Below are 19,571 nucleotides of genomic sequence, written 5' to 3'. Positions count from 1 at the left end.
TATATCATTTGGTTAGCATTTTATTGAGTATTTAATTTATTAAAACAAGCGTCAATTGGTGATAAATTTGTTTATTGGGAAAATATTAAATATCAAGTAAACATTCTTTTAATCTTAATTCCAATCAGTCACGCTTATTTATAAATGTCATTCTTTGGTGCAATGTCGCACTAATATGTCGCATGCATTTAATTACTATTTAAGTTTTATTAAATAATTGAATGTTAACTCTATACTGGCGCGTTCAAGATTGTTTAGAGGTGGCATCTCTTCTCCTTTTGCACTATCTTTGTGGCCTAGTTGTTTACTTATACAATCATCAATATTCATGAATACAGCCTTGTTAACCATGTTCATCCCCACCTCTTTTTTGTCTCTATTACGCCTGGGATGTGCATGACGCTTGCTCTAACACTAGGGATGAGTGTCGGATATCGACGAACTCTATGGATGATGGCAGGCGAATTAGTTGGTGTTGCTCTCGTTTCTGTCGCAGCAGTACTCGGCATCGCAGCCATTATGCTTAACTACCCTTGGTTATTTACCGCACTTAAATTGATTGGTGGTGGTTACCTACTCTACTTGGGTATCGAAATGTGGCGCTCAAGAGGCAAACTCGCAATCAATGTTGAGAACGTTGATGTCCCTACCAGCGGCAACTGGGATTTGGTCTTGCAGGGCTTTGTTACCGCTATCGCGAACCCGAAGGGCTGGGCGTTTATGATTTCTCTTCTGCCTCCTTTTATCGATCAGAGTGCTGCTCTTGCACCTCAGCTTGTCATACTGGTTTCTATTATTTTGATGTTCGAGTTCATTTGTATGTCTCTTTACGCAACAGGCGGCAAAGGATTGAAGCGTTTACTGGGGCAATCAAAAAACGTACGCTTAATGAACCGAATCGCTGGCACCTTGATGATGGGTGTGGGTGTATGGCTATTAATGAGTTAGAAAAGCCAAAGCTATGAAGAACATTTTAAACAAGCTCAAGCAATCTATTGGTGAAGTGTTGGATTTTCAGGCCCGAGTGTGGGTTGTCAACGTCTATGCGGGCGAACATAAAGGCGAGTCTTATGTCGTCAATGAAGACAGTTTTTCTGAGCCATTACAATGGATGAAAAAGAAAGGGTATAAAGAGGCGATGCTTACCAAAGTTGAATCAATGAAGCGTTCGCAAATCATTGAGTTTGATTTAGGTGCAGTCAAACATCGCTTGATGCGAGTGAAATAACCCCTCTTCTATTTTCTATTTCGTTTCTCGTTTCTCGTTTCTCGTTTCTCGTTTCTCGTTTCTCGTTTCTCGTTTCTCTAGATAAAAAAGCGCCACTCAAATCGAGTGGCGCAAGCACTTTTACCTTAAACACCAAGTATTATGGTGCAGTGTCTATCTCTACTGGTAGGTAGTGTTTTGGTTCTAGCTTCAGCCATTCAGGAAGCACTGTACCAATCGAGATGGATGACCACGTACCTGAAAGTACGCCAATAAACATCGCTGTTGAGAAGCCAGCCAGAGCCGAGCCACCCATAATCCACAACGCCCCAACAGTGATCAGAGTCGTACCTGATGTCACCATTGTACGAGAGAATGTCGCCAGTACGGCTTCATCGTTGATTTGTTCTGTTTTCCAACTTTGCTTAGCCACCAGCAATTCACGAATACGGTCTGCGATGATGATCGAGTCATTGAGTGAGTAACCAAGGATGGCCAGAATCGCCGCAAACACCGTTAGGTTGAACTCCATTTGGGTAATCGCAAAGAAGCCTAATACCAAGATAACGTCGTGGGCTAATGCGAATAGAGAACCACTCGCCAGACGCCATTCAAAGCGGAAACACAAGTAACCAAGAATCGTTAGTACCGATACTAATAGTGCCAAACCACCTTGATCGAACAGGTCTTGACCCACTTGAGCACCAACGATGCTGTTACTCACCACATCCACTTGGTGTGAAATAGGCTTCAGCACATCAGCTACGCTCGGTAGTGTTTGACCTTCTGCAGGCGCAGAGTAGCGAATCACCCAACGGCCATCTTCACCTGAGCGTGTTACTGATGTTGATTCACCAAGCTTAGGTTGAAGTGCGTTAAGCAGATCGTGGTTAGTCAGTTGTTTATCGACTTTCACTTCAGTAACCATACCGCCAGTGAAGTCTAGACCTAGGTTAAGCCCTTTCATACCAAGAGCAACCAGAGCAATAATCGTTAGAATTACCGATACTACAGTCGTGAAGTAACGAATCTTGCGGATATTTTGTTTTAGCATTTCGACCATGATTAAACCCTCACATCACGACGGCCATCGCGGCCCCAAATTAAATTGATCATTGCACGAGAAGCGAATACGCCAGTAAACATACTGGTCATCAGACCCAAGCCTAGCGTTAGTGCAAAGCCTTGGATTGGACCGTTACCAATCGCGTATAGAATCACAGCAGTGATCATGGTGGTGATGTTGGCATCAAGGATAGTTGCGAACGCACTGTCGAAGCCTAGGTCGATCGCTTGAGCGAAACTGCGACCTTCACGCATTTTATCTTTGATACGCTCGAAGATGATTACGTTGGTATCTACCGCCATACCGACAGTCAGAACCAAACCGGCAATACCAGGAAGCGTTAGCACGGCACCAGGAAGCAGTGCGATTAGACCAAGCAAGCAAAGCATGTTTGCACACAAAGCCACGTTCGCAACCCAACCAAGACGACGGTACCAAAGTGCCATAAATGTCAGTGTTAGACCCATACCCAATGCTAGAGCAGCAAAACCGTTTTGGATGTTTTCTGCACCTAGAGAAGCACCGATTGTGCGTTCTTCAACAATGGTTACTGGCGCAGTTAGAGAACCCGCACGTAGAAGCAATGCAAGTTGCTGTGCTTCATCCATGCTGCCCGCACCTGTGATGCGGAATTGGCTACCAAGTTGAGACTGGATAGTTGCAACACTGATGACGCGCTCACTACGCTCTGTCATACCACGTTCGTCAGTTTTGTACTCGCGGTATACGGTCGCCATTGGTTTGCCGATATGTGTTGCAGAGAAGTCACTCATCTTCTTACCACCCGCGTGGTCTAGAGAGATGTTTACTTCAGACATGCCCATTTTATCAACGCCCGCACGCGCGTTTACAATGTGCTCACCCGTTAGTACTGGACGTTTAGTTAGGATTACTGTGCGGCCATCGTTGTCTTTCAGAACGAGATCTTGGCTACTGCGTGCTTGGCCTGCGTCTTTTACTTCGTAGAACGCAAGACTCGCTGTTGCACCGATAACGTTTTTCGCTTGAGCAGGATCTTGAACACCAGGAAGCTCAATACGAATACTCTCTTTACCTTGGCGTTGTACCAACGCTTCAGTAATACCCAACTCTTCGATACGACCACGCATGATCTTCAAGTTTTGTTGAAGTGTCGTGGTTTGGAACTCTTGGATGTTCTGTTCACTTGGTTGAAGTTCAAAACCACGGTCTGAACTTGTCATTGTCCAACCTGGGTAATTCTGACGAATGAACTGGCTCGCCGCTTTTAGGCCCGCTTCGTTTTCGCTGTTTACTGCGATGTGGTTATGCGCTTCTGCACGAACTTGAACGCCACGAACACGATCTTCACGAAGGCTTGCTTTGATCTCATCAACGAGTGCATCACGTTGTTCTTCGAAAGCTTTGTTCACATCTACGTTCAGAAGGAACTGCACACCACCGCGAAGGTCAAGACCAAGTTTGATAGGGCTAAAGCCCATTTCGTTCAACCACTCAGGTGCAACAGAAACGTAAGAGAACGTAATGTTGTCATCTTTGTCTAGCTGTTCGTTAAGCAATGCACGCGCTTTACTTTGTGCGTCTTCACCATCAAAAACGATGGTGGTTTTGCCGTCTTTCTCAATGATCTTAGACGCAGGAATGTGGTGCGTTTTCAGCAATTGGTCTAACTGAACCACAGACATTGCGCTGTTTTTTTGGTCAGCAAACGTCACCTGAATAGAAGGCTGCTCACCAAACCAAGTTGGAATGGCACTTAAAGTTAAAATGATAATGGTCGTGATAAGTACGACGTATTTCCATGCTGAGTAATGATTCAGCACTTTTCTGGTTTTTTGTGGTTTTGGTGTTTTCTTCATGTAAACATCATCCCTTCACTAAACAGTGAAGTTTTCAATAATTGGATTCAAGACACGACAAAAACGCTCACCTGATTAAAAATGCAGGTACAGAATGCCCAGAGCTTCAATCGCTCTGTCGAAGAGTTGTCGTGTTAAGAACGCACAAGATGTGCAGAGTGATGGTGCTTACGCAGAAAACTGACTATTGAGGGCGACGTACATGGCATTGGTTTCTTTCCAGCCGGAAAGACGATGGTCGCTAACGAAGTGATTAAATACGGATTGGTTTTGACGCCAGCTGATGTCCATTAGGCTATAAGCGTAGCCAGCATCAGCGTAGAAAGGCGCATTTAAATCGCCAATGAAATCAATGTGTTCATCGTCGATATTCTCACGCAGATGCGATGTCCAACGCTGAGAATTAAAGATGGCCAGTGAATCTTGAAGCGCATGCCCTTCAGAAACTGGAGACTGCGTGCTTTCTTCGGTCAGTTCAGAGAAATCAACCGGAGAGTTAGACGCAGAGCTGCTCGCCGTAAAAGGCTGCAGTTTAGAAAAGTGAGGCAAATAGGATTTTTGTTCTGTTTGTGCAGCCGACGCCTGCATTGGCGACAAAGCCATTGCAAGAAGCAGCAAAAACAGTTTTCTAACGTAAATCCAAGGCATGATAGCTCACTTAAAACAAAACGAGCCGAGTTCTTCAACTCAGCTCGGAGATAGTATTCCTATTGCTTATACTTAACAACTAAAAAGTTATAAATCTCTGTTTTCAATCGTGGAAAGCAATGGCCATAAGGGTTGAAGCTATATTCATCGATAAAATATTTCGCCTTTATCCACATCTAAGTAGATTTTGTTTTCTTGTTCCAGCCCGCCACAATAGATGAAATACACGTTACGCTTCTTATAGGTAACTGAGCGAACCCAACCACCGAGCTCTTCGAAATCACTAGGGTCACAGGTTTCATCATCAAGCAATTGCTGCGTTTTGTTGCGGAACATATCTAAATGCGTTTTTAAATCGTCGGATTTTTGTAGGTAGCCATCCAAGATTTCCAAACGCTCTTGCTCTTTGATAACTGGCTCTGCATCAGACAGCCCTTTTGAATCCACCCACTCAGCGGTTTCTTCCCCACCCTCTTCATACACGATGTAATCTGATAGACGGAACCAACCATCGGTTTTTTCAAGCGCAGAGACTTTCTCACCTTTGTAGAGAGTATCAACGATTAAGGCTTGGCGCTCCGGCTTGTTGAACACGTTAATGCGTCGCTCGGTCACGTAGTATTCGGTGATTTCCGGTGCCGGAGCTTCGAGATCCATGATCGGCTTTGGCTTTTCTTCTGGCTCGCTTGGTTGTTCAGGCTCGGGCTTTTGCTCAACCACTGGCTCGTCTTTTTGCATAAAGAAAAAGTAGTACCCGGCTCCTGCTCCGCCTAATAAAAGCAAAATGGCCAACGCTATCAGGGCTTTCTTCATGTTCAATTCCTTTTTCGTTCCTTATGCAGTAGACGCTTCCACACTAACTATACTGATAGAAGATGCATAGCTGACGCGAAACCAATTAACGTGAAAACAAATAATTTCAAAACCAATCATCGTAAAACCATTCATTCCAAAACAATGGACCTGAAAGCCATAAGCATGAAAAGAATGATGAACAAGTTCAGTTGGATATTGTTACTCCTGCCTTTTTCCGCTTTGGCGAATCTTCAATGTGATCACGCATCGTGGAATGACAATCTTACCCAATTCAACCGTTTAGAGTCCAACTACAATCAGTATGTTGAGACATTCAATGCACTCCTAACTGAACACAAGCAAAGGCAATTACTTTCACAAACCTTTTCGTTACATGAGCTAACCCTGTTGTGGCGTGCACAAAACAACCAACGAGCTTTTCAAGATCAACTTAAAGCATCCATTCAGTATCACGAAGAGCTGACCAACAAGGCTAAAGCGTTAGCAAAGCTCAGTAAAGAGTCGATATGGATGGCCAACGGCTGGGGGAAACTCGCAGAGAAGTGTGAAGTTTCGGATGAAAAAGCAAATCAGATTACCGCCGAATGGTATCAAGTTAACGCCTCTCAGCTTGCCAAAGACTATACGCAACTGGAGACACAATACCTTGGATTAGCACGACTGTATGATCGAGAAGCCAACGCCCTCCGTTTTGCCAAAAATAGTCCCCAATAATTCTGTTCATATTGGGATTGTTCCCTTTTTAAAAATTGAGCAATTAATAGACAAACAGGTCAAATTATAGAGATGTACGTCACAATAACGCTTTACTTGCGACCAGTTTTTGGGTAATTTACCCATTAACAAAATTTAATATAAAGTCACATTTGGCTGGAGATGATGCTAAACCAATGGTTATCAATCGATTAAGTAACAGGGATTGTCCTAATGCTACCAAAGCCAAGTTTTTGTCAGTAGTTAGGCATGTTAAAGAGTTCGGTTCAATCAGTGATTTGGACCTATGTAAAATCTTCGGAGAAACAATTTGGAGTGATGGGAGGGAATACCATTCAGCTGCTTTCTCTTTTAGGGTTGATAGACACACAGGTAACTGTGAGATCTCAAAATACAAATACCAATAAGGCTTAAAAGAATACGCAAACGGAGACAGGAAACTGGCTCCGTTTTTTATTGCGCGCTATTTGCTCAGCTTAGGCATCACCACCGTGAAATCATGGTCGGAATATCCCTCAATGAGATAACTCCTTTCACTCAGCAATTTGCAGTAACGCAACACGCCCTCTTTATTATGAGATTCTAGTAATCTCATGCTCGGTAGTTTGGCCTCATCCAGAAGGTTAAACGCACACGCGATGTTCGCTGCATGATACATCTTCTCTATCATCTCTACTGTATGATTCGGGTTTGCGGACTGGTAATTCAGTGACCCCGAAGCAATCACGTAGTCCGACTTTGGCAACACTAATCTCGAAAAATCACCGCGAATAAAATCAGTCTTAGTCTGGAAACTGCGCTTGCGAGACTCCGCGACAAACTGTTTTTGCTGATCGATGCCAACATAAAGGCTTGGGCTGCTGCCCTTTTGTTCGATGAAGGTCAATAAGTCTCCATAACCACAACCAATATCGAGAACGCTTTTACCATCTAACTCCAGATCACGGCATAGAGCTTCAAAGCGCGTGATTTGGCTAAAAGTGTCTTGCCAACCAAGTGTTCTGGCTTTGTCGTCGCCAAACTGCTTGTGTCTTTTGCGGTGATAGTGTGTGATGCGTAGTCTATCGAGCCATTTCATAATGCCTTATTACCTTTGTGTGGGTTACCCGTGAATTGCCGTATTTACGAGTAAATTGGCAGGTTACCATTGCCCTTCACTTGGCGGATGGCCAGATGCGTATGGATGTCTTTGACGTTTTCAAGTCGTTGTAGTTTACGCGTGAAAGCTTCGTACCCGGTGAGATCTTTACTCACGACCTCTAACAAGTAGTCATAAGCGCCAGAGACCACATGGCATGAAATCACCTCTTCCATATCGCTAATTGCTTGCTCAAAATCATCAATAGAGGCCGCTTGATGGTTGTTTAGGCTGACTTCTACGAACACCGTCATCGCAATCCCGGCTTGTTCGCGAGAAATCATTGCGCGGTAACCACTGATCACGCCCTCTTGTTCTAAGCGTTTTATTCTTCGCGCGCAAGGCGAAGCAGAAAGCCCTACCTTATCCGCGAGCTCGCTTGTCGTCATTGTGGCGTCTTGTTGGATCAAGTCCAATAACAGTCGATCGATTTTATCCATTACGTCTTCCCTGCCAAATTTCACCAAGCAATGTTCATTCTAAGATGAAAATCGCTAAGTTCTAATTATATTCGGTCATATTTTGCCACCATTGAGCGCCACTTTCATTCGATAATTAACACATTATTTACAAACGCACGGAACGCCTTATGGCACTTGGATACGCCGCAATCATCACCACGTTATTTCTTTGGTCGGGCTTTTTTCTCTCCCTACGCGGAGGCGCGATATCAAACCTTCAACCCGCCGACATTGCATTAGCGCGCTTTCTTATCCCTGCCATTGTGCTGCTTCCATTCGTTCTAAAGTCTATGGATAGCATCCGTGCTGTACCGAGCAAATACTTGCTGGGTCTCGTTGTGGGCAGTGGCCTGCCTTATCTCCTTGTCGCTGGTACAGCAATGCACTTTGCGCCCGTCTCTCATGGCAGCGCACTTATCCCTGGCACTTTGCCTCTATTTGTCTCTGCGATCGCAGTAGTGTGTTATCAACAACCGTTAAGCCAACATCGCATTATTGGCTTATCCGCAGTTTTACTCGGCATCCTGATCTTCTTGCTATCTAACGTTGGTGCAGAATACAACTGGCTACAATTAAAAGGACATCTTCTGTTTTTGGTTGGCAGTTTGATGTGGGCAGGCTTCACCATCAGCGCGCGCGTCGCCAATTTGAGTGCGTATGTTTGTGCTGGGTTTGTTTCGCTGATTTCATTTGCACTACTGATCATCGCGGTTGGTTTTGGCTGGCTTGATAGCTACCTTGCGACAACGCCTGTCAATCAATGGCCTTGGAATGAGTTGTTTGGTCACTTAATGTTACAAGGCATAGGAGCAGGCTTGTTGGCTTCGTTCACGTTCCTTTACGCGGTCAGAACCATAGGCGCAGAAACCAGTGCGGCATTTGGGTCACTCACACCCGTATTAGCAACGTTATTAGCGATTCCAGTCTTTAACGAACAACCTGACACTCTCACTTGGTGTGCGCTGCTGTTCGTTACCTGCGGAAGCATCGTCGCAAGCAATGTTCTGATGAAACAAGATCCTAGCCAAAATTATCAGCCTCCCGTTCACAGATAAGAATAAAACTGCATAACTTTTCATCTCGCCTATTGAAAGCAAAAACGGCGATTTGATAACCTGTCTGGATAATAAATTAAAACGTCAGAAGTTATGCCATCCACTCATACTAAAGATGAACTGAACAAATTCCTAAAAACAGGGATGCGACTCTCAATTAACTTTGAGTTTGGTCAGGACGAAAAGTACATTTACGCTGCGACCTATCTGGGACTAAAAGAAAACGCTTATATCATCCTCGATATACCTACTCGCTTATTGGAAGAACAAGCACTTAGAAAACTCAACAATGTCGACGTTGTTATTCGTGGTGTGTCAGACACCGATCTTGGGCATGTTGTCGCTTTCAAAACGAGTGTGTTGATGAACTTAGTTCGTCCTTCGCCATTGTTGTTTATTCGAATCCCTGCAACGTTTGCAACGAAGCCAGTACGAGAACATGAGCGTTATAAATTGCAGCTAGATTGCGCGATCGACCACATGAGCAACAAATACGACGGCTGTTTGGTCGACTTCTCACTTTCTGGGTGTGGTATATCCACTCTAATTGAACCAGAGTTTGCCGTTGGGGATAGAATCACGATTGAGTCCCCTCTAAGTGGCTACATTGATGAAGACAACCGCTGCTCTATCGCCAATATCAAGAAGCTACAAAAAGGCTGGATTGTTGGGGTTAAGTTTGAAGAGCCTCTCGATATGACGGAAGCACTTAAGAATGAACTGCTAGAGCAATCTTTTTCGGCCAGCACTATTTAAGACTTGGCAAACAATCAGATACAAAAAAGGGAGCATGTCGCTCCCTTTCTCTTTTTCATTATGTTCTTTCAAGCAAGAATCGCTGCTTAAAATCGACAAACGCCTCATGCAATGCGTTTTCTTTTATCGGCTTAAGTAAGACATAGTTCGCGCCTGCTGCCATAAATGCATCGCTGGTTTCCTTCGCGGTATCCGCTGTACATGCATAGATTGGCGTACCTAAACGTAAGTTCTGACGAATCTCAAGTGTTGTCTCGATACCACCAAGGTGCGGCAACTGGTTATCCATCAATATGAGGTCATAGGTATTATCAGCAAGAAAATCCATCGCTTCCAACCCACCTTTTGCCCAATCCACCTGCATCTTGTACTTCTTACAGAAAGCCTGAAGAATAAACGCATTGGTGTGGTTGTCTTCCACCAAGAGCACTTTCAAACTCTCATCAAACAAGAGTTCTGGCTTAACACGTTGGCTGACCTCTAAAGGTCTCAATACGCGTTCACGATCCTTCACTGGAAGCGTCACAACAAACGTGGTCCCCACCCCTTTGCTACTGCGAACTTGAACGTCACCTTCTAGCATGTCGACAAGGTTCTTCACAATGGTCAAACCTAGGCCGCTTCCGCCGAACTCACGTGTGGTCGTTGCCTCTTCCTGCACAAAAGGTTCAAACATTTGATCTAGTTTGTCGGATTCAATACCGATACCCGTGTCGGTGATTTCCACCACCAAAACGCTGTTATCTGCGCCGTAAAATTGCTCCAGTTCGGCATTCATGCGTATCGAGCCAGAAGGGGTGAACTTAACAGCGTTGCTTACCAAATTAAACAAAATCTGGTTGAGACGAACTTGGTCAGTGAAGATCTCGACATTCGGATCAAGTTTGTTCTCGATAACCAACTCGACCCCTTTGTTCGAACAGATTGGGCGGTAGATGTTTTCCAACGTGCGCATCGTGTCGGTGAACGAGAATGGGTGTTTCTGAATATTGAATTTCCCCTGCTCTATCTTCGAGAAATCAAGAATGTCGTTCAATACCGCCAACAGATGTTCGCCACTGTGACAAAGTACGTCGATTTGATTCTTCTGTTCTTCCGTTTCTACCGAATCCTTAAGCAACTGAGCAACACCAAGAATGCCGTTGATAGGCGTGCGGATTTCATGGCTCATCTTGGCAAGGAAATCGGCTCGTGCTTGCGCTGATTTCTCTGCTTCTCGACGAGCAATATTACTCTGCTTCTCGGCTTCGATAAGCGTTGTAATGTCTTGGCCTTGAACGATGATGCCACTGATATCACCATCAACACGAATTGGCGACAAGTTCCAGCGGTAGATCTTGTTACCGATAGGCACGTTAACGCCCGTTAATGTCGCGCCTTGTGCGGCCATCTTAAGGTGTGGCGTCAGTTTGTCTTTGAAACCTTGAAATACCGGATGCATCGTTTCATGGTCGTCTTCAATCACTAACTCTTTGCGCGCTGCTGGGTTCATTTGAATCAAGACGCTTTCTTCAGACCAAACCATGATTGGCGATAGCGCAAAATTAAACAGATCTCGGAAGGACTTTTTCTGTGCTTCTAGCTCTTCAAAGGTACTTTCTAGGGTTGAGCCTATGTGATCAAACTCTTCGATATCGGAGCCGCCAAATCTTTCAAACCCCTTCTCCTCTCGCGCTGAGCGGGTATAGGACATCAAAGATTCCAACTGAGCCGCCACTTTGCTTTCAATCCACTCTTTGGTCATGAGCGCAATCATGATCATACCGATGATAGAAGCGAGCATGGCCAAAATGTGTTGGATCTGTAACGTCACGACGCTCTGGTTGTCTTGTACCGTCAACAGACAAAGCTCGGTTGTCACCGCATTCACTTCAATTGGCGTTTCAATCACCAACAGTTTATCGAGTCTTCTGTCTGAGGCTTTGCGGTGCAGTACATCCACCACATCATAAGGCTCATCACCAATCAAAGAGTTAGCTAGAGGAACGTTATTGGCAATCAAGACGACGTTATCAACGTTACTCTCGCTCTTGAGTTTTTCCATCAACGCAAAGTTGTTGTCCAGCACAACAGCATTGAACGAAAAGCCAAGCACCTCACCAGTTGGTGGGTCTAATACAGGAACTCGACGAATCAGCATGTGCCTTGACCCAATAGAGGTCATCACATTCACGTAGTACCAGTTGTTGCTAAAGGTCACTCGATTAGCAAGGCTATCCAGAATCAGGTCATTCACACCATAGAAGTGTGCATTGCCATCGTCCCAAATGATGCCTTTGTGATCGGTAAGAAAGCGAAATTCTGGTGTATGTGACGGGTCGCTCTGGTCGATGCTGAGAAAGAAGAAGTTGAGCGCATCCGTATTTCGACTGGTGTAAAAATCACGGATCACTTCACTTTTGGTATTGCTGTCATGATGTATTTGAATCGCCGCAAAGTGGCTATCAAATATATTGTGGATCAGTGCAGAGGTTTGTTGCTTGGTTCTGTCCACTTCTTGCCAAATGATCTGCTTGGAGAAGTAGTAGCTCTGAATGAAAATCCCGAGAATGATCGGAGCAAGAACAAGGATGATGATCTTTGTAATGAGCGTCGCCAGAGAGCGACGCTTTTTTATAGTTGAACGCGTTGTCGTCATCAATTATCTGAATATCTAAATGCACGCTTTTTAAGCGCTTCAATTCGTTCCGGTGAATCCGATTTTGTGACAATTTCAAAGTCACCGGAGTATACGGTTGGCACTGGCTTTCCTTCCAAGTCCCACTTAATGGCTTCTGCCATGGCGATGCCAGTATCATCATTCATACGCATGACGGTAATGTCTAAATCGCCTTTTTGAATAGCGTCTAGCTCAGCAGAGCCTCCACCCCATCCATTAACCATAATGTCGTCACGACCCAACTCAACCAATGCATCGACAGCACCTAAGGCCACATCGGTCGAACACGCATAAATAAAATCAACGTCTGGGTGTTTCGCTAAACTTGCTTTCGCGGCCTCATAGCCAGATTGCTTGGTTGCTTTCGTGTAGTACGCTGATTGTAGCTCAAAGTTATTGTCACGGTTAACTTGGTGAATGAAAGTGTCACCTCTTACGTCGCTAATGTACCCTTCAGAAAAGTAAAGCACACTGTAATATGTGTGTTTTGGGAAGTACTTTCCGAATTCTGTTGCGAGTTCACGACTGCCTTCTGCGTGGTCAAACCCAACATATAAGAATGGCTGATGCTGATCCCATTCACGCACTGGTGTGGTGATATTTTGTAAAATTAATTTGGTGTCGGTGGAATCTAACACGTGCTCTACAAATTTACGGTGCCTCGTCGTATCAAGCGTGAAAATCAAATAATCGGATTTGCTCTTAAGCGCCTCCATTAATGACAAGCTCTGTTGCTTAATATCGGCATTTGGTCGTGTAAATACTTGGTTGATTTGATAGTTGATATTCAACTTGTCTAATCGTTTTTCAAATGCAGCGATGTTTCTTACCCAATAATCGGACACTTGTTGCCCTGGATAAACAACCGATATTTTGAGTGGACGCTTTTTGGCTTTAGAAAGCGGAACAGGACGCTCTCGAACGGCTTCCGCCAACGCATTGGTCAGTTTTCTCTGCTCAGGAAATTCATCTAAGAATTCTTGATATGCCCAGTACCCATTCAACACTTGAGTGGCGTGGGTAACTGGAGAAAAACTCACCATAGAAATTAAGGAAAATAGTAACGCTTTATTCATTTGTTGCTCATTTAGTTTTTTATGGAGCATGGAGCTGCTCTATTTTATTACCTAGCCGAGTCATCCTTTACCCTATTAATTTCATCTTCCATAAATTGTCCGTTTCTATATAAATATTTTTGATATAAAGCCGAACGGACATCAACGTATTATGTGGTACAAGCGCCCGAAATGATACCCACAAGCGCCAAAAATAAACCGCCATTTGAAGGCGGTTTATTTTTTGACATAATTAGGTATTAATTTAGAGGATAAACGTTGAACTAGCTGCACAATTTTGCACTTTTTGACCGATTGAGGGTTGTACTTGCTAGATTTAACTCAAACGCCTTTCAGGCAACTGGATGATCTCTTAGCGTTGTTATTTACGCGTTTGAAATGCAAGCAATTGGTCTTCACCTACCTGAATATCCGCGCTTTTTTGCACTAACAATTCTTTCTTCGTCTTGGTCAGTTGCTTGATGAAGTATTCAGCCTTCATTGCCACGCTTTTGTTCTCAAAAGAACAGGACCACTCTAACGTTAGCGGCCCTTTTCCTTTTAAGGCTTTCGCGCCTTTCCCACTCTCGTGCTGCTTGAAGCGTCTCTCAACGTTATTCGTCACACCGCAATACAGTGCATTACGGTTATTACGAATCAGGTAGACGCTCCAATTCTGCTCGGCAGTCTCACTCATGAAAGTAGAGATTCAACCTGCTCTTTTAGCGCTGTAAGCTCTTCACGAAGTTCCGCGACTTCTTGTTCTAATTGAGCAATACGCTCAGAACCCGCAGAAGAAGGGGTAGCACTTGCTACTGCCAACTCACTCACATCCACTTCACCACAGAATAGGTGCATGTAGCGTGATTCACGTTTGCCAGCTTCACGAGGAAGTTTAACCACAAGCGGGCCTTTCTCATCACTTGCTAGATGCTCAAGTACGTTTTCAACTTCTTTTACATCATTGAAAGTAGCCAGACGGTTAGTACGAGTGCGAATTTCACCTGGAGTTTGCGCGCCACGAAGCAACATGCAGCATACGATGCCCTTTTCTTGTTCCGTCAGTTGCAGGTCGCCAAACTCAGTATTGCAGAATCGGTGTTGGTATTTGCTCACGCGGCTGTTAAAACCACTTTCGTCGCTTACTAGACGGCGTTCAATTAGCGCATCAACCGCATCCAGAACATCTGCTTCGGATAACGACATTACTGGTTCGCGGTTACTTTTTTGGTTACATGCGTTAGTCAGCGCGTTAAGGCTTAGAGGGTATTGATCGGGGGTGGTCACTTCTTTTTCGATTAAGCAGCCAATTACTCGTGCTTCAATTGCCGTTAGCTCAACTTTCATAATGCATTTCCTTATTATTGTTGCATTTGAATTTGGGTATCAGGCTAAAGCATAGCGCATGGACCTGACACCCTTTGCGAATCGGGTTAGGTCTTAATGCTCTGAGAGAATCGACACCTTGGTCATTTTTCCATTCTCATCAATCATCATTATCTTCGAACGATTGAGTTCGACTTCAGTGATTTCAAGTTGCGTTCTCGCCGCAACATAGGATGCTTTGAGCTTGGCCGCCAGAGAGTCGTTTTGGGTCTCGACATCTTGGCTTTCAACTTGCTCCGCAATAGTCCCAGAGTTCATTTCGAGCTTCATATTTTTGTATTGAATGACGCTGATAATATAGCGAAGGCATCACCATGACAACGAGTCCCTGCGTTCAAGTGAGCAACATTCACGCTTTTAACACTCGATTGTTAATAGCTTATCAGAATTGATGGATAAATGCTCAACCCAGCATGACGTTTGATCTAAAGACTGTTATGCCACGAGATGTTGTGCTTTAATCGAGTCAGATATTCACAAATTAGGAAAGGGAACCATGAGTAGCGTATTTGAAATCGTGAACCAAGCTCGTCGTAAAAACAAACTAAAACGTGAGCTGCTTGATAACGAGAAAAAAGTTCGTGACAACCGTAAACGCGTAGATCTACTAGAGAACCTACTAGACTACATCAAGCCAGAAATGACTCACGATGAAATCCTAGCAATCATCAAAAACATGAAAGCAGATTACGAAGACCGCGTTGACGATCACATCATCAAGAGTGCAGAAATCTCTAAAGCACGTCGTGACATCAGCCGTCGTATCCGCGAACTGACTGAAGAAGACAAGCAAACTAGCGGCAAAAAATAAGTCGAATTAGTTTCAGAATTCAACCCCGAGCAGGGATAACTTGCTCGGGGTTTCTTTTTGTCTCTTTGTTGTACACTGTGTACAATAAAATCAATTTCTGTTCTAAACACACTCAACGTTCCTATGCCTTCTACTTCTTCTAACGCACAACCTACGTTAGCAAAACAACTGTTTACTATGACATGGCCAATGCTCTTTGGTGTGTTGTCATTGATGAGCTTTCAACTTGTTGACAGTGCCTTCATCGGTCAACTGGGTATTTTGCCGCTCGCGGCTCAAGGCTTTACTCTGCCTTTGCAAATGGTGGTCATTGGCATTCAAGTTGGCCTTGGCATTGCTACCACCGCTGTTATTTCAAAAGCGCTAGGCGCGAATGACAGTCGCTATGCAAAACAGTTAGGCGGTCTCGTCCTGATGATTGGCTCTATGGGCGTGGCTGTATTTGGCCTGCTTATCTGGCTATTGCGCTACCCTATTCTCTCGCTGTTGAGCGCACCTGATACCGTGATGCCAATTATCGACAGTTACTGGCCTTGGTGGCTGTTGAGTTCTTGGGTAGGAGCTGTGCTGTACTTCTACTACAGTATCTGCCGCGCAAATGGCAACACCATGCTACCTGGCACCATGATGATGGTCACCAGCGGTGTGAACTTAGTGCTCGATCCGTTATTTATCTTCACGTTTGATTTAGGAATTAACGGTGCGGCAATTGCCACCATCATCGCCTTTGGTTTCGGTATATTGGTCGTCGCTCCCCGTGTTCAAAGAAACCATTGGGCAACCTTCCAATGGCAAGATTTGAATGTGGTTAAGAGCATCACTTCCATTGGTAATATCATGGGCCCAGCGATGATCAGCCAGCTTCTACCACCGCTATCATCTATGTTAGCGACCAAGCTACTTGCAGGCTTTGGTACTGCCGCTGTCGCTTCTTGGGCCTTGGGGTCTCGCTACGAGTTCTTCGCCATCGTTTCGGTATTGGCATTAACCATGTCTATGCCACCGATGGTTGGTCGTTTGTTGGGGGCGAAAAACTACACTGACATCCAGTCGCTGATTTCTATCGCGGTGAAATTCATTCTAGGTTTCCAGCTATTGATTGCAGTGATTACATTTATCGCCGCAGATCCACTGGCGCTACTGATGACCAGCGACGCAGAAGTGACCAACGTACTTGAAATGCACCTGATGATTGTGCCAATTAGCTTGGGCTCTTTGGGCGTGTGTATGCTAATGGTGTCTATCTGCAATGCTTTAGGCAAGTCATACACCGCGTTAACGATTTCAGCATTGCGTCTGTTCTTGTTTTTCCTTCCTTGCCTGTGGGTCGGTGCACAAATGGGCGGAATCAAAGGCCTGCTTATAGGGGCATGTCTCGGTAACATAATGGCTGGTATTGCCGCTTATATTACGTACCGCAAAACCATTCATAAGCTTGTATCCGCTTAAAAACAATTTAAGAATATCGCACAAAACAAAGCCCTCATAACGAGCAATGTAGTTCACTTAAGCGGAGCTGCTTTGCGATTAACTGGGTAGCGAGTCTTTGACATTTTTACCGCCCTAGGCCGATTAGGCTTAGGGCGTTTGTCTATAAAGAGGATGGATAAGTCTCCCCTGAGACTCTTTAAACGCTTCGGTGTATTGCCTAGCGATAACGCTTTACTCATCACTTTCAGTTGACTCGCTATAAACTGACAAGCGTATTTAAAGCTAATTTCATTCGGCATTCTTCCATGCTCAACTGCTGCCTGACTCGCTTCACGTCTTACTAAGTTATAACCAAGCAACAGCCCCCAGAGTTCTTGATAAACAAGGTCTACTGTTCTACTACGTAATACTAAGGCATTGTGTTGCATTGAGCTTTTGATATCACGATAACCTAATTCGATTTCCCAACGTTCGTGATAAAGTTCAGCTACCGCTTTCGCGTCGTAGTTTGTCCTAGGAAGGGAGGTAAAAACAGTTTTCTGCTTACCTTGTACTTCATAGGTCACCGCTCTGACTTGCCATTTTTCAGGTAAGCTAGGATTCTTTTTGCGAGCTTGCGGTGAGACGTTCATTTCGATGACCATGTCATTACTTTCTTCTTCATCTAAAAGAGTGTATTTCAACCCCTTCCTTGCTGGTATCAACCAATGTCTATTAATACCGCTATTTTGAAGAGAGAGAAGTAAGTCCGCACCGTAAAACCCTTTATCTAGTAGCGTCACAGAGTTATCTGGCAAAGAGTCGATGAAGGGCATAGCAAGTGGGATTTCACCACGCCGATAGGGGCTTATGGCGGCATCAGCGATGACATGAGAGCGGACATTCATTATGGTCACAACTCTTAGCACTGGATGCGGTGTCTGTCTGTTGCTAGAGGTATTACCTGAGCCAAAGTGCTCTCTAAGTTCGGGGGTATCCGCGGTTCGAAAAAGAGCACCGTCTACAGCAAAAACTTGTAATCCTTGCCACGTATCATCACGGTATCGTTCAAGACCCCACGTCCGCCCACATTGTTTAAACAACCACTCTGGTGCAGCTCTACCTAAACGTTGTCTTGCCTGAGTTAAAGCACTTTTTGCTAATAACTCTTCATCAGCTAAGCCATCCGCACAGACATTCATTCTTCGTGCAACTTCGGCAATAGGTTCATTACGAAAGAAGGCCATGCCGACAATTAACCACAAGACCATGTCACTTGGTAATCGACGTCGGCGAATAGTCGCTTTATCAGAAAGACTGGCCGCCTTAACAACCCATTCATCTGGAATATGTTCAGAGAAAGTAGTGAGTTGAGCTACATCAACAGGATTTTCTTCGAGGAAATCGGCAAAACAGTTTTGGATAGACATAAAAAATCGGAAGCCTAGAAACAGACTTCCGATTATCTCTCAGCAGAAGGATCGGTCAACCGATCCTTATCTGATCTACATTGCTCATAACGAGGGCTTTTTAGTGTTTGATTGGGAAGTTGAATAAATTAGCCTAATGCGATTTTATCGGCAGGGAATACAACACCAGTTTGTCTTCTCACTTCGGTTAGCACTTTGGCGACCGTCAATGAGCGCTGCTTCATTTGAGGGTCAATCGCGCCAAGTTTTAGTTGCTTAGCAAACGCCTGCGCTTCATAGAACATGTGGTTCTCTTCTTGAGGTAGCGTGAGAACCTCTTTGCCTTCACCACGCAGAATGCGTTCAACGCCACGACCTGTGGCAATCATATCCACCAGCACACTGCCCTGTTCACCTTGGAATTCACTTGGGATGAGTGAATCACTCACCTTCGAGTGCAATAGGTTCACATTAAAGCCATCGTACGCTAGCGTCACGCTGCCACAACCATCAACGCCGGAAGGCAGAACATGAGCACTTGCTTGCACGCTGTTAGGCTCTCCAAACAACTCAACAGCAGAACCAACACAGTAGTAACCAATGTCCATGATAGAACCGTTGGAGAACTCTGGATTGAAGGTATTTGGATTCTCACCGTTCAGGTATTTCTGATAGCGAGAAGAATACTGACAGTAGCTAATGGTGGCATGACGAAGAGGAGCAATCGTCGGAAGGCTATCTTTTAGCACTTGGAAGTTTGGTGTGTATGGCGACATGAAGGCTTCAAACAATACGACGTTATTCTCTTCAGCCGTTTTGAACATCGCTTGAGCAAGAGAATAATTAGACGCCATCGGCTTTTCACAAATCACATGCTTACCGGCTTTAAGCATTTGCATTGCTTGAGGCGCGTGAAATGAGTTAGGGCTCGCAATGTACACTGCATCAATACTCTCATCGGCACCCAACGCCTCTAGGTTGTCGTAGTATGCTTCTGCGTTGTAAGGTGAGCCAAATTCGCGCGCTTTCTCTACATCGCGTGAGTAAACGGCTTGGAGGCAAAATTCTTTGGTCTGAATCGCTGCTTCAACAAATTGTTGAGAGATCCAGTTTGTCCCGATTACAGCAAGTTTGAACATGTT

At 44.7% G+C, this 19,571-nt stretch carries 21 protein-coding genes and 1 pseudogene; 8 read left to right on the top strand and 14 right to left on the bottom strand.

Annotated elements, in window-relative coordinates; translation table 11 throughout:
• Positions 1–195: 195 nt before the first annotated feature.
• The gene (locus tag KJB05_RS28905; RefSeq protein WP_280528757.1) at positions 196–330 is read right to left on the bottom strand and encodes a hypothetical protein; all 135 of its coding nucleotides are present in this window, start codon (positions 328–330) and stop codon (positions 196–198) included.
• Between KJB05_RS28905 and KJB05_RS21570 the strand changes: the two are divergent.
• Positions 329–948, top strand: a pseudogene (locus tag KJB05_RS21570) (LysE family translocator). The gene KJB05_RS28905 and the pseudogene KJB05_RS21570 overlap by 2 nt on opposite strands.
• Before the next feature lie 13 nt (positions 949–961).
• Complete coding sequence (locus tag KJB05_RS21565) at positions 962–1,228, top strand: hypothetical protein (RefSeq protein WP_005435281.1); 267 nt, start codon at positions 962–964, stop codon at positions 1,226–1,228.
• Between the two features lie 139 nt (positions 1,229–1,367).
• Here the strand turns inward: KJB05_RS21565 and secF are convergent, their stop codons facing one another.
• The 4 genes from secF to KJB05_RS21545 all read right to left on the bottom strand — a co-directional run bounded on the left by secF (position 1,368) and on the right by KJB05_RS21545 (position 5,572).
• Positions 1,368–2,270, bottom strand: a complete 903-nt coding sequence (secF, locus tag KJB05_RS21560) for a protein translocase subunit SecF (RefSeq protein ID WP_005442395.1) — start codon at positions 2,268–2,270, stop codon at positions 1,368–1,370.
• 2 nt (positions 2,271–2,272) lie between these two features.
• Positions 2,273–4,111 (bottom strand): protein translocase subunit SecD, encoded by a 1,839-nt coding sequence (gene secD / locus KJB05_RS21555; RefSeq protein WP_208444469.1) that lies wholly within the window; start codon positions 4,109–4,111, stop codon positions 2,273–2,275.
• Positions 4,112–4,279: 168 nt separating this feature from the next.
• Positions 4,280–4,759 (bottom strand): hypothetical protein, encoded by a 480-nt coding sequence (locus tag KJB05_RS21550; protein WP_039839760.1) that lies wholly within the window; start codon positions 4,757–4,759, stop codon positions 4,280–4,282.
• A 144-nt stretch (positions 4,760–4,903) separates the two neighbouring features.
• A complete protein-coding gene (locus tag KJB05_RS21545) occupies positions 4,904–5,572 on the bottom strand; it encodes an SH3 domain-containing protein (protein WP_208444468.1) in 669 nt (222 codons plus the stop codon).
• Positions 5,573–5,746: 174 nt separating this feature from the next.
• On the opposite strand from KJB05_RS21545, the gene KJB05_RS21540 reads away from it, so the two are divergent.
• Together KJB05_RS21540 and KJB05_RS28980 are read left to right on the top strand one after the other, a co-directional pair.
• The gene (locus KJB05_RS21540; RefSeq protein ID WP_208444494.1) at positions 5,747–6,289 is read left to right on the top strand and encodes an ATPase; all 543 of its coding nucleotides are present in this window, start codon (positions 5,747–5,749) and stop codon (positions 6,287–6,289) included.
• A gap of 176 nt (positions 6,290–6,465) precedes the next feature.
• On the top strand, positions 6,466–6,696 hold the full coding sequence (locus KJB05_RS28980; protein WP_074051703.1) for a hypothetical protein: 231 nt from the start codon (positions 6,466–6,468) through the stop codon (positions 6,694–6,696).
• 56 nt (positions 6,697–6,752) lie between these two features.
• Here the strand turns inward: KJB05_RS28980 and KJB05_RS21535 are convergent, their stop codons facing one another.
• A complete protein-coding gene (locus KJB05_RS21535; protein WP_039985185.1) occupies positions 6,753–7,367 on the bottom strand; it encodes a class I SAM-dependent methyltransferase in 615 nt (204 codons plus the stop codon).
• 44 nt (positions 7,368–7,411) lie between these two features.
• On the bottom strand, positions 7,412–7,867 hold the full coding sequence (locus KJB05_RS21530) for an Lrp/AsnC family transcriptional regulator (protein ID WP_039985186.1): 456 nt from the start codon (positions 7,865–7,867) through the stop codon (positions 7,412–7,414).
• Between the two features lie 149 nt (positions 7,868–8,016).
• On the opposite strand from KJB05_RS21530, the gene KJB05_RS21525 reads away from it, so the two are divergent.
• Positions 8,017–8,943: a DMT family transporter gene (locus KJB05_RS21525; protein ID WP_039985187.1), complete on the top strand. Its 927-nt coding sequence runs from the start codon at positions 8,017–8,019 to the stop codon at positions 8,941–8,943.
• Positions 8,944–9,036: 93 nt separating this feature from the next.
• Positions 9,037–9,699, top strand: a complete 663-nt coding sequence (locus tag KJB05_RS21520; RefSeq protein ID WP_039985188.1) for a PilZ domain-containing protein — start codon at positions 9,037–9,039, stop codon at positions 9,697–9,699.
• A 58-nt stretch (positions 9,700–9,757) separates the two neighbouring features.
• Here the strand turns inward: KJB05_RS21520 and luxQ are convergent, their stop codons facing one another.
• From luxQ to KJB05_RS21495, 5 genes are all read right to left on the bottom strand, one after another.
• Complete coding sequence (luxQ, locus tag KJB05_RS21515) at positions 9,758–12,337, bottom strand: quorum-sensing autoinducer 2 sensor kinase/phosphatase LuxQ (RefSeq protein WP_208444467.1); 2,580 nt, start codon at positions 12,335–12,337, stop codon at positions 9,758–9,760.
• Positions 12,337–13,434 carry an autoinducer 2-binding periplasmic protein LuxP gene (locus tag KJB05_RS21510; protein ID WP_208444466.1) on the bottom strand — a complete coding sequence of 366 codons (1,098 nt, stop codon included), beginning with the start codon at positions 13,432–13,434 and terminating at the stop codon, positions 12,337–12,339. The genes luxQ and KJB05_RS21510 overlap by 1 nt, the downstream gene beginning before the upstream one ends.
• Positions 13,435–13,795: 361 nt before the next feature.
• On the bottom strand, positions 13,796–14,110 hold the full coding sequence (locus KJB05_RS21505; protein ID WP_208444465.1) for a GIY-YIG nuclease family protein: 315 nt from the start codon (positions 14,108–14,110) through the stop codon (positions 13,796–13,798).
• The gene (locus tag KJB05_RS21500; protein WP_208444464.1) at positions 14,107–14,760 is read right to left on the bottom strand and encodes a YceH family protein; all 654 of its coding nucleotides are present in this window, start codon (positions 14,758–14,760) and stop codon (positions 14,107–14,109) included. The genes KJB05_RS21505 and KJB05_RS21500 overlap by 4 nt, the downstream gene beginning before the upstream one ends.
• A 93-nt stretch (positions 14,761–14,853) precedes the next feature.
• Positions 14,854–15,057, bottom strand: coding sequence for a hypothetical protein (locus KJB05_RS21495; RefSeq protein ID WP_009704769.1), 204 nt, complete (start codon positions 15,055–15,057; stop codon positions 14,854–14,856).
• 238 nt (positions 15,058–15,295) lie between these two features.
• On the opposite strand from KJB05_RS21495, the gene KJB05_RS21490 reads away from it, so the two are divergent.
• The gene (locus tag KJB05_RS21490) at positions 15,296–15,610 is read left to right on the top strand and encodes a DUF496 family protein (protein WP_005442423.1); all 315 of its coding nucleotides are present in this window, start codon (positions 15,296–15,298) and stop codon (positions 15,608–15,610) included.
• A 123-nt stretch (positions 15,611–15,733) separates the two neighbouring features.
• A complete protein-coding gene (locus KJB05_RS21485; protein ID WP_208444463.1) occupies positions 15,734–17,059 on the top strand; it encodes an MATE family efflux transporter in 1,326 nt (441 codons plus the stop codon).
• A 53-nt stretch (positions 17,060–17,112) separates the two neighbouring features.
• Here KJB05_RS21485 and KJB05_RS21480 read toward each other — a convergent pair whose 3' ends face one another.
• Together KJB05_RS21480 and KJB05_RS21475 are read right to left on the bottom strand one after the other, a co-directional pair.
• Positions 17,113–18,450 (bottom strand): IS4 family transposase, encoded by a 1,338-nt coding sequence (locus KJB05_RS21480; RefSeq protein WP_213053116.1) that lies wholly within the window; start codon positions 18,448–18,450, stop codon positions 17,113–17,115.
• Between the two features lie 128 nt (positions 18,451–18,578).
• On the bottom strand, positions 18,579–19,568 hold the full coding sequence (locus tag KJB05_RS21475; protein ID WP_208445085.1) for a Gfo/Idh/MocA family oxidoreductase: 990 nt from the start codon (positions 19,566–19,568) through the stop codon (positions 18,579–18,581).
• Between the last annotated feature and the right edge of the window lie 3 nt (positions 19,569–19,571).

This window comes from Vibrio sp. B1ASS3 (genome assembly GCF_905175355.1).
GTDB lineage: Bacteria > Pseudomonadota > Gammaproteobacteria > Enterobacterales > Vibrionaceae > Vibrio > Vibrio owensii.
This window is presented reverse-complemented; position numbering and strand designations above follow the sequence as displayed.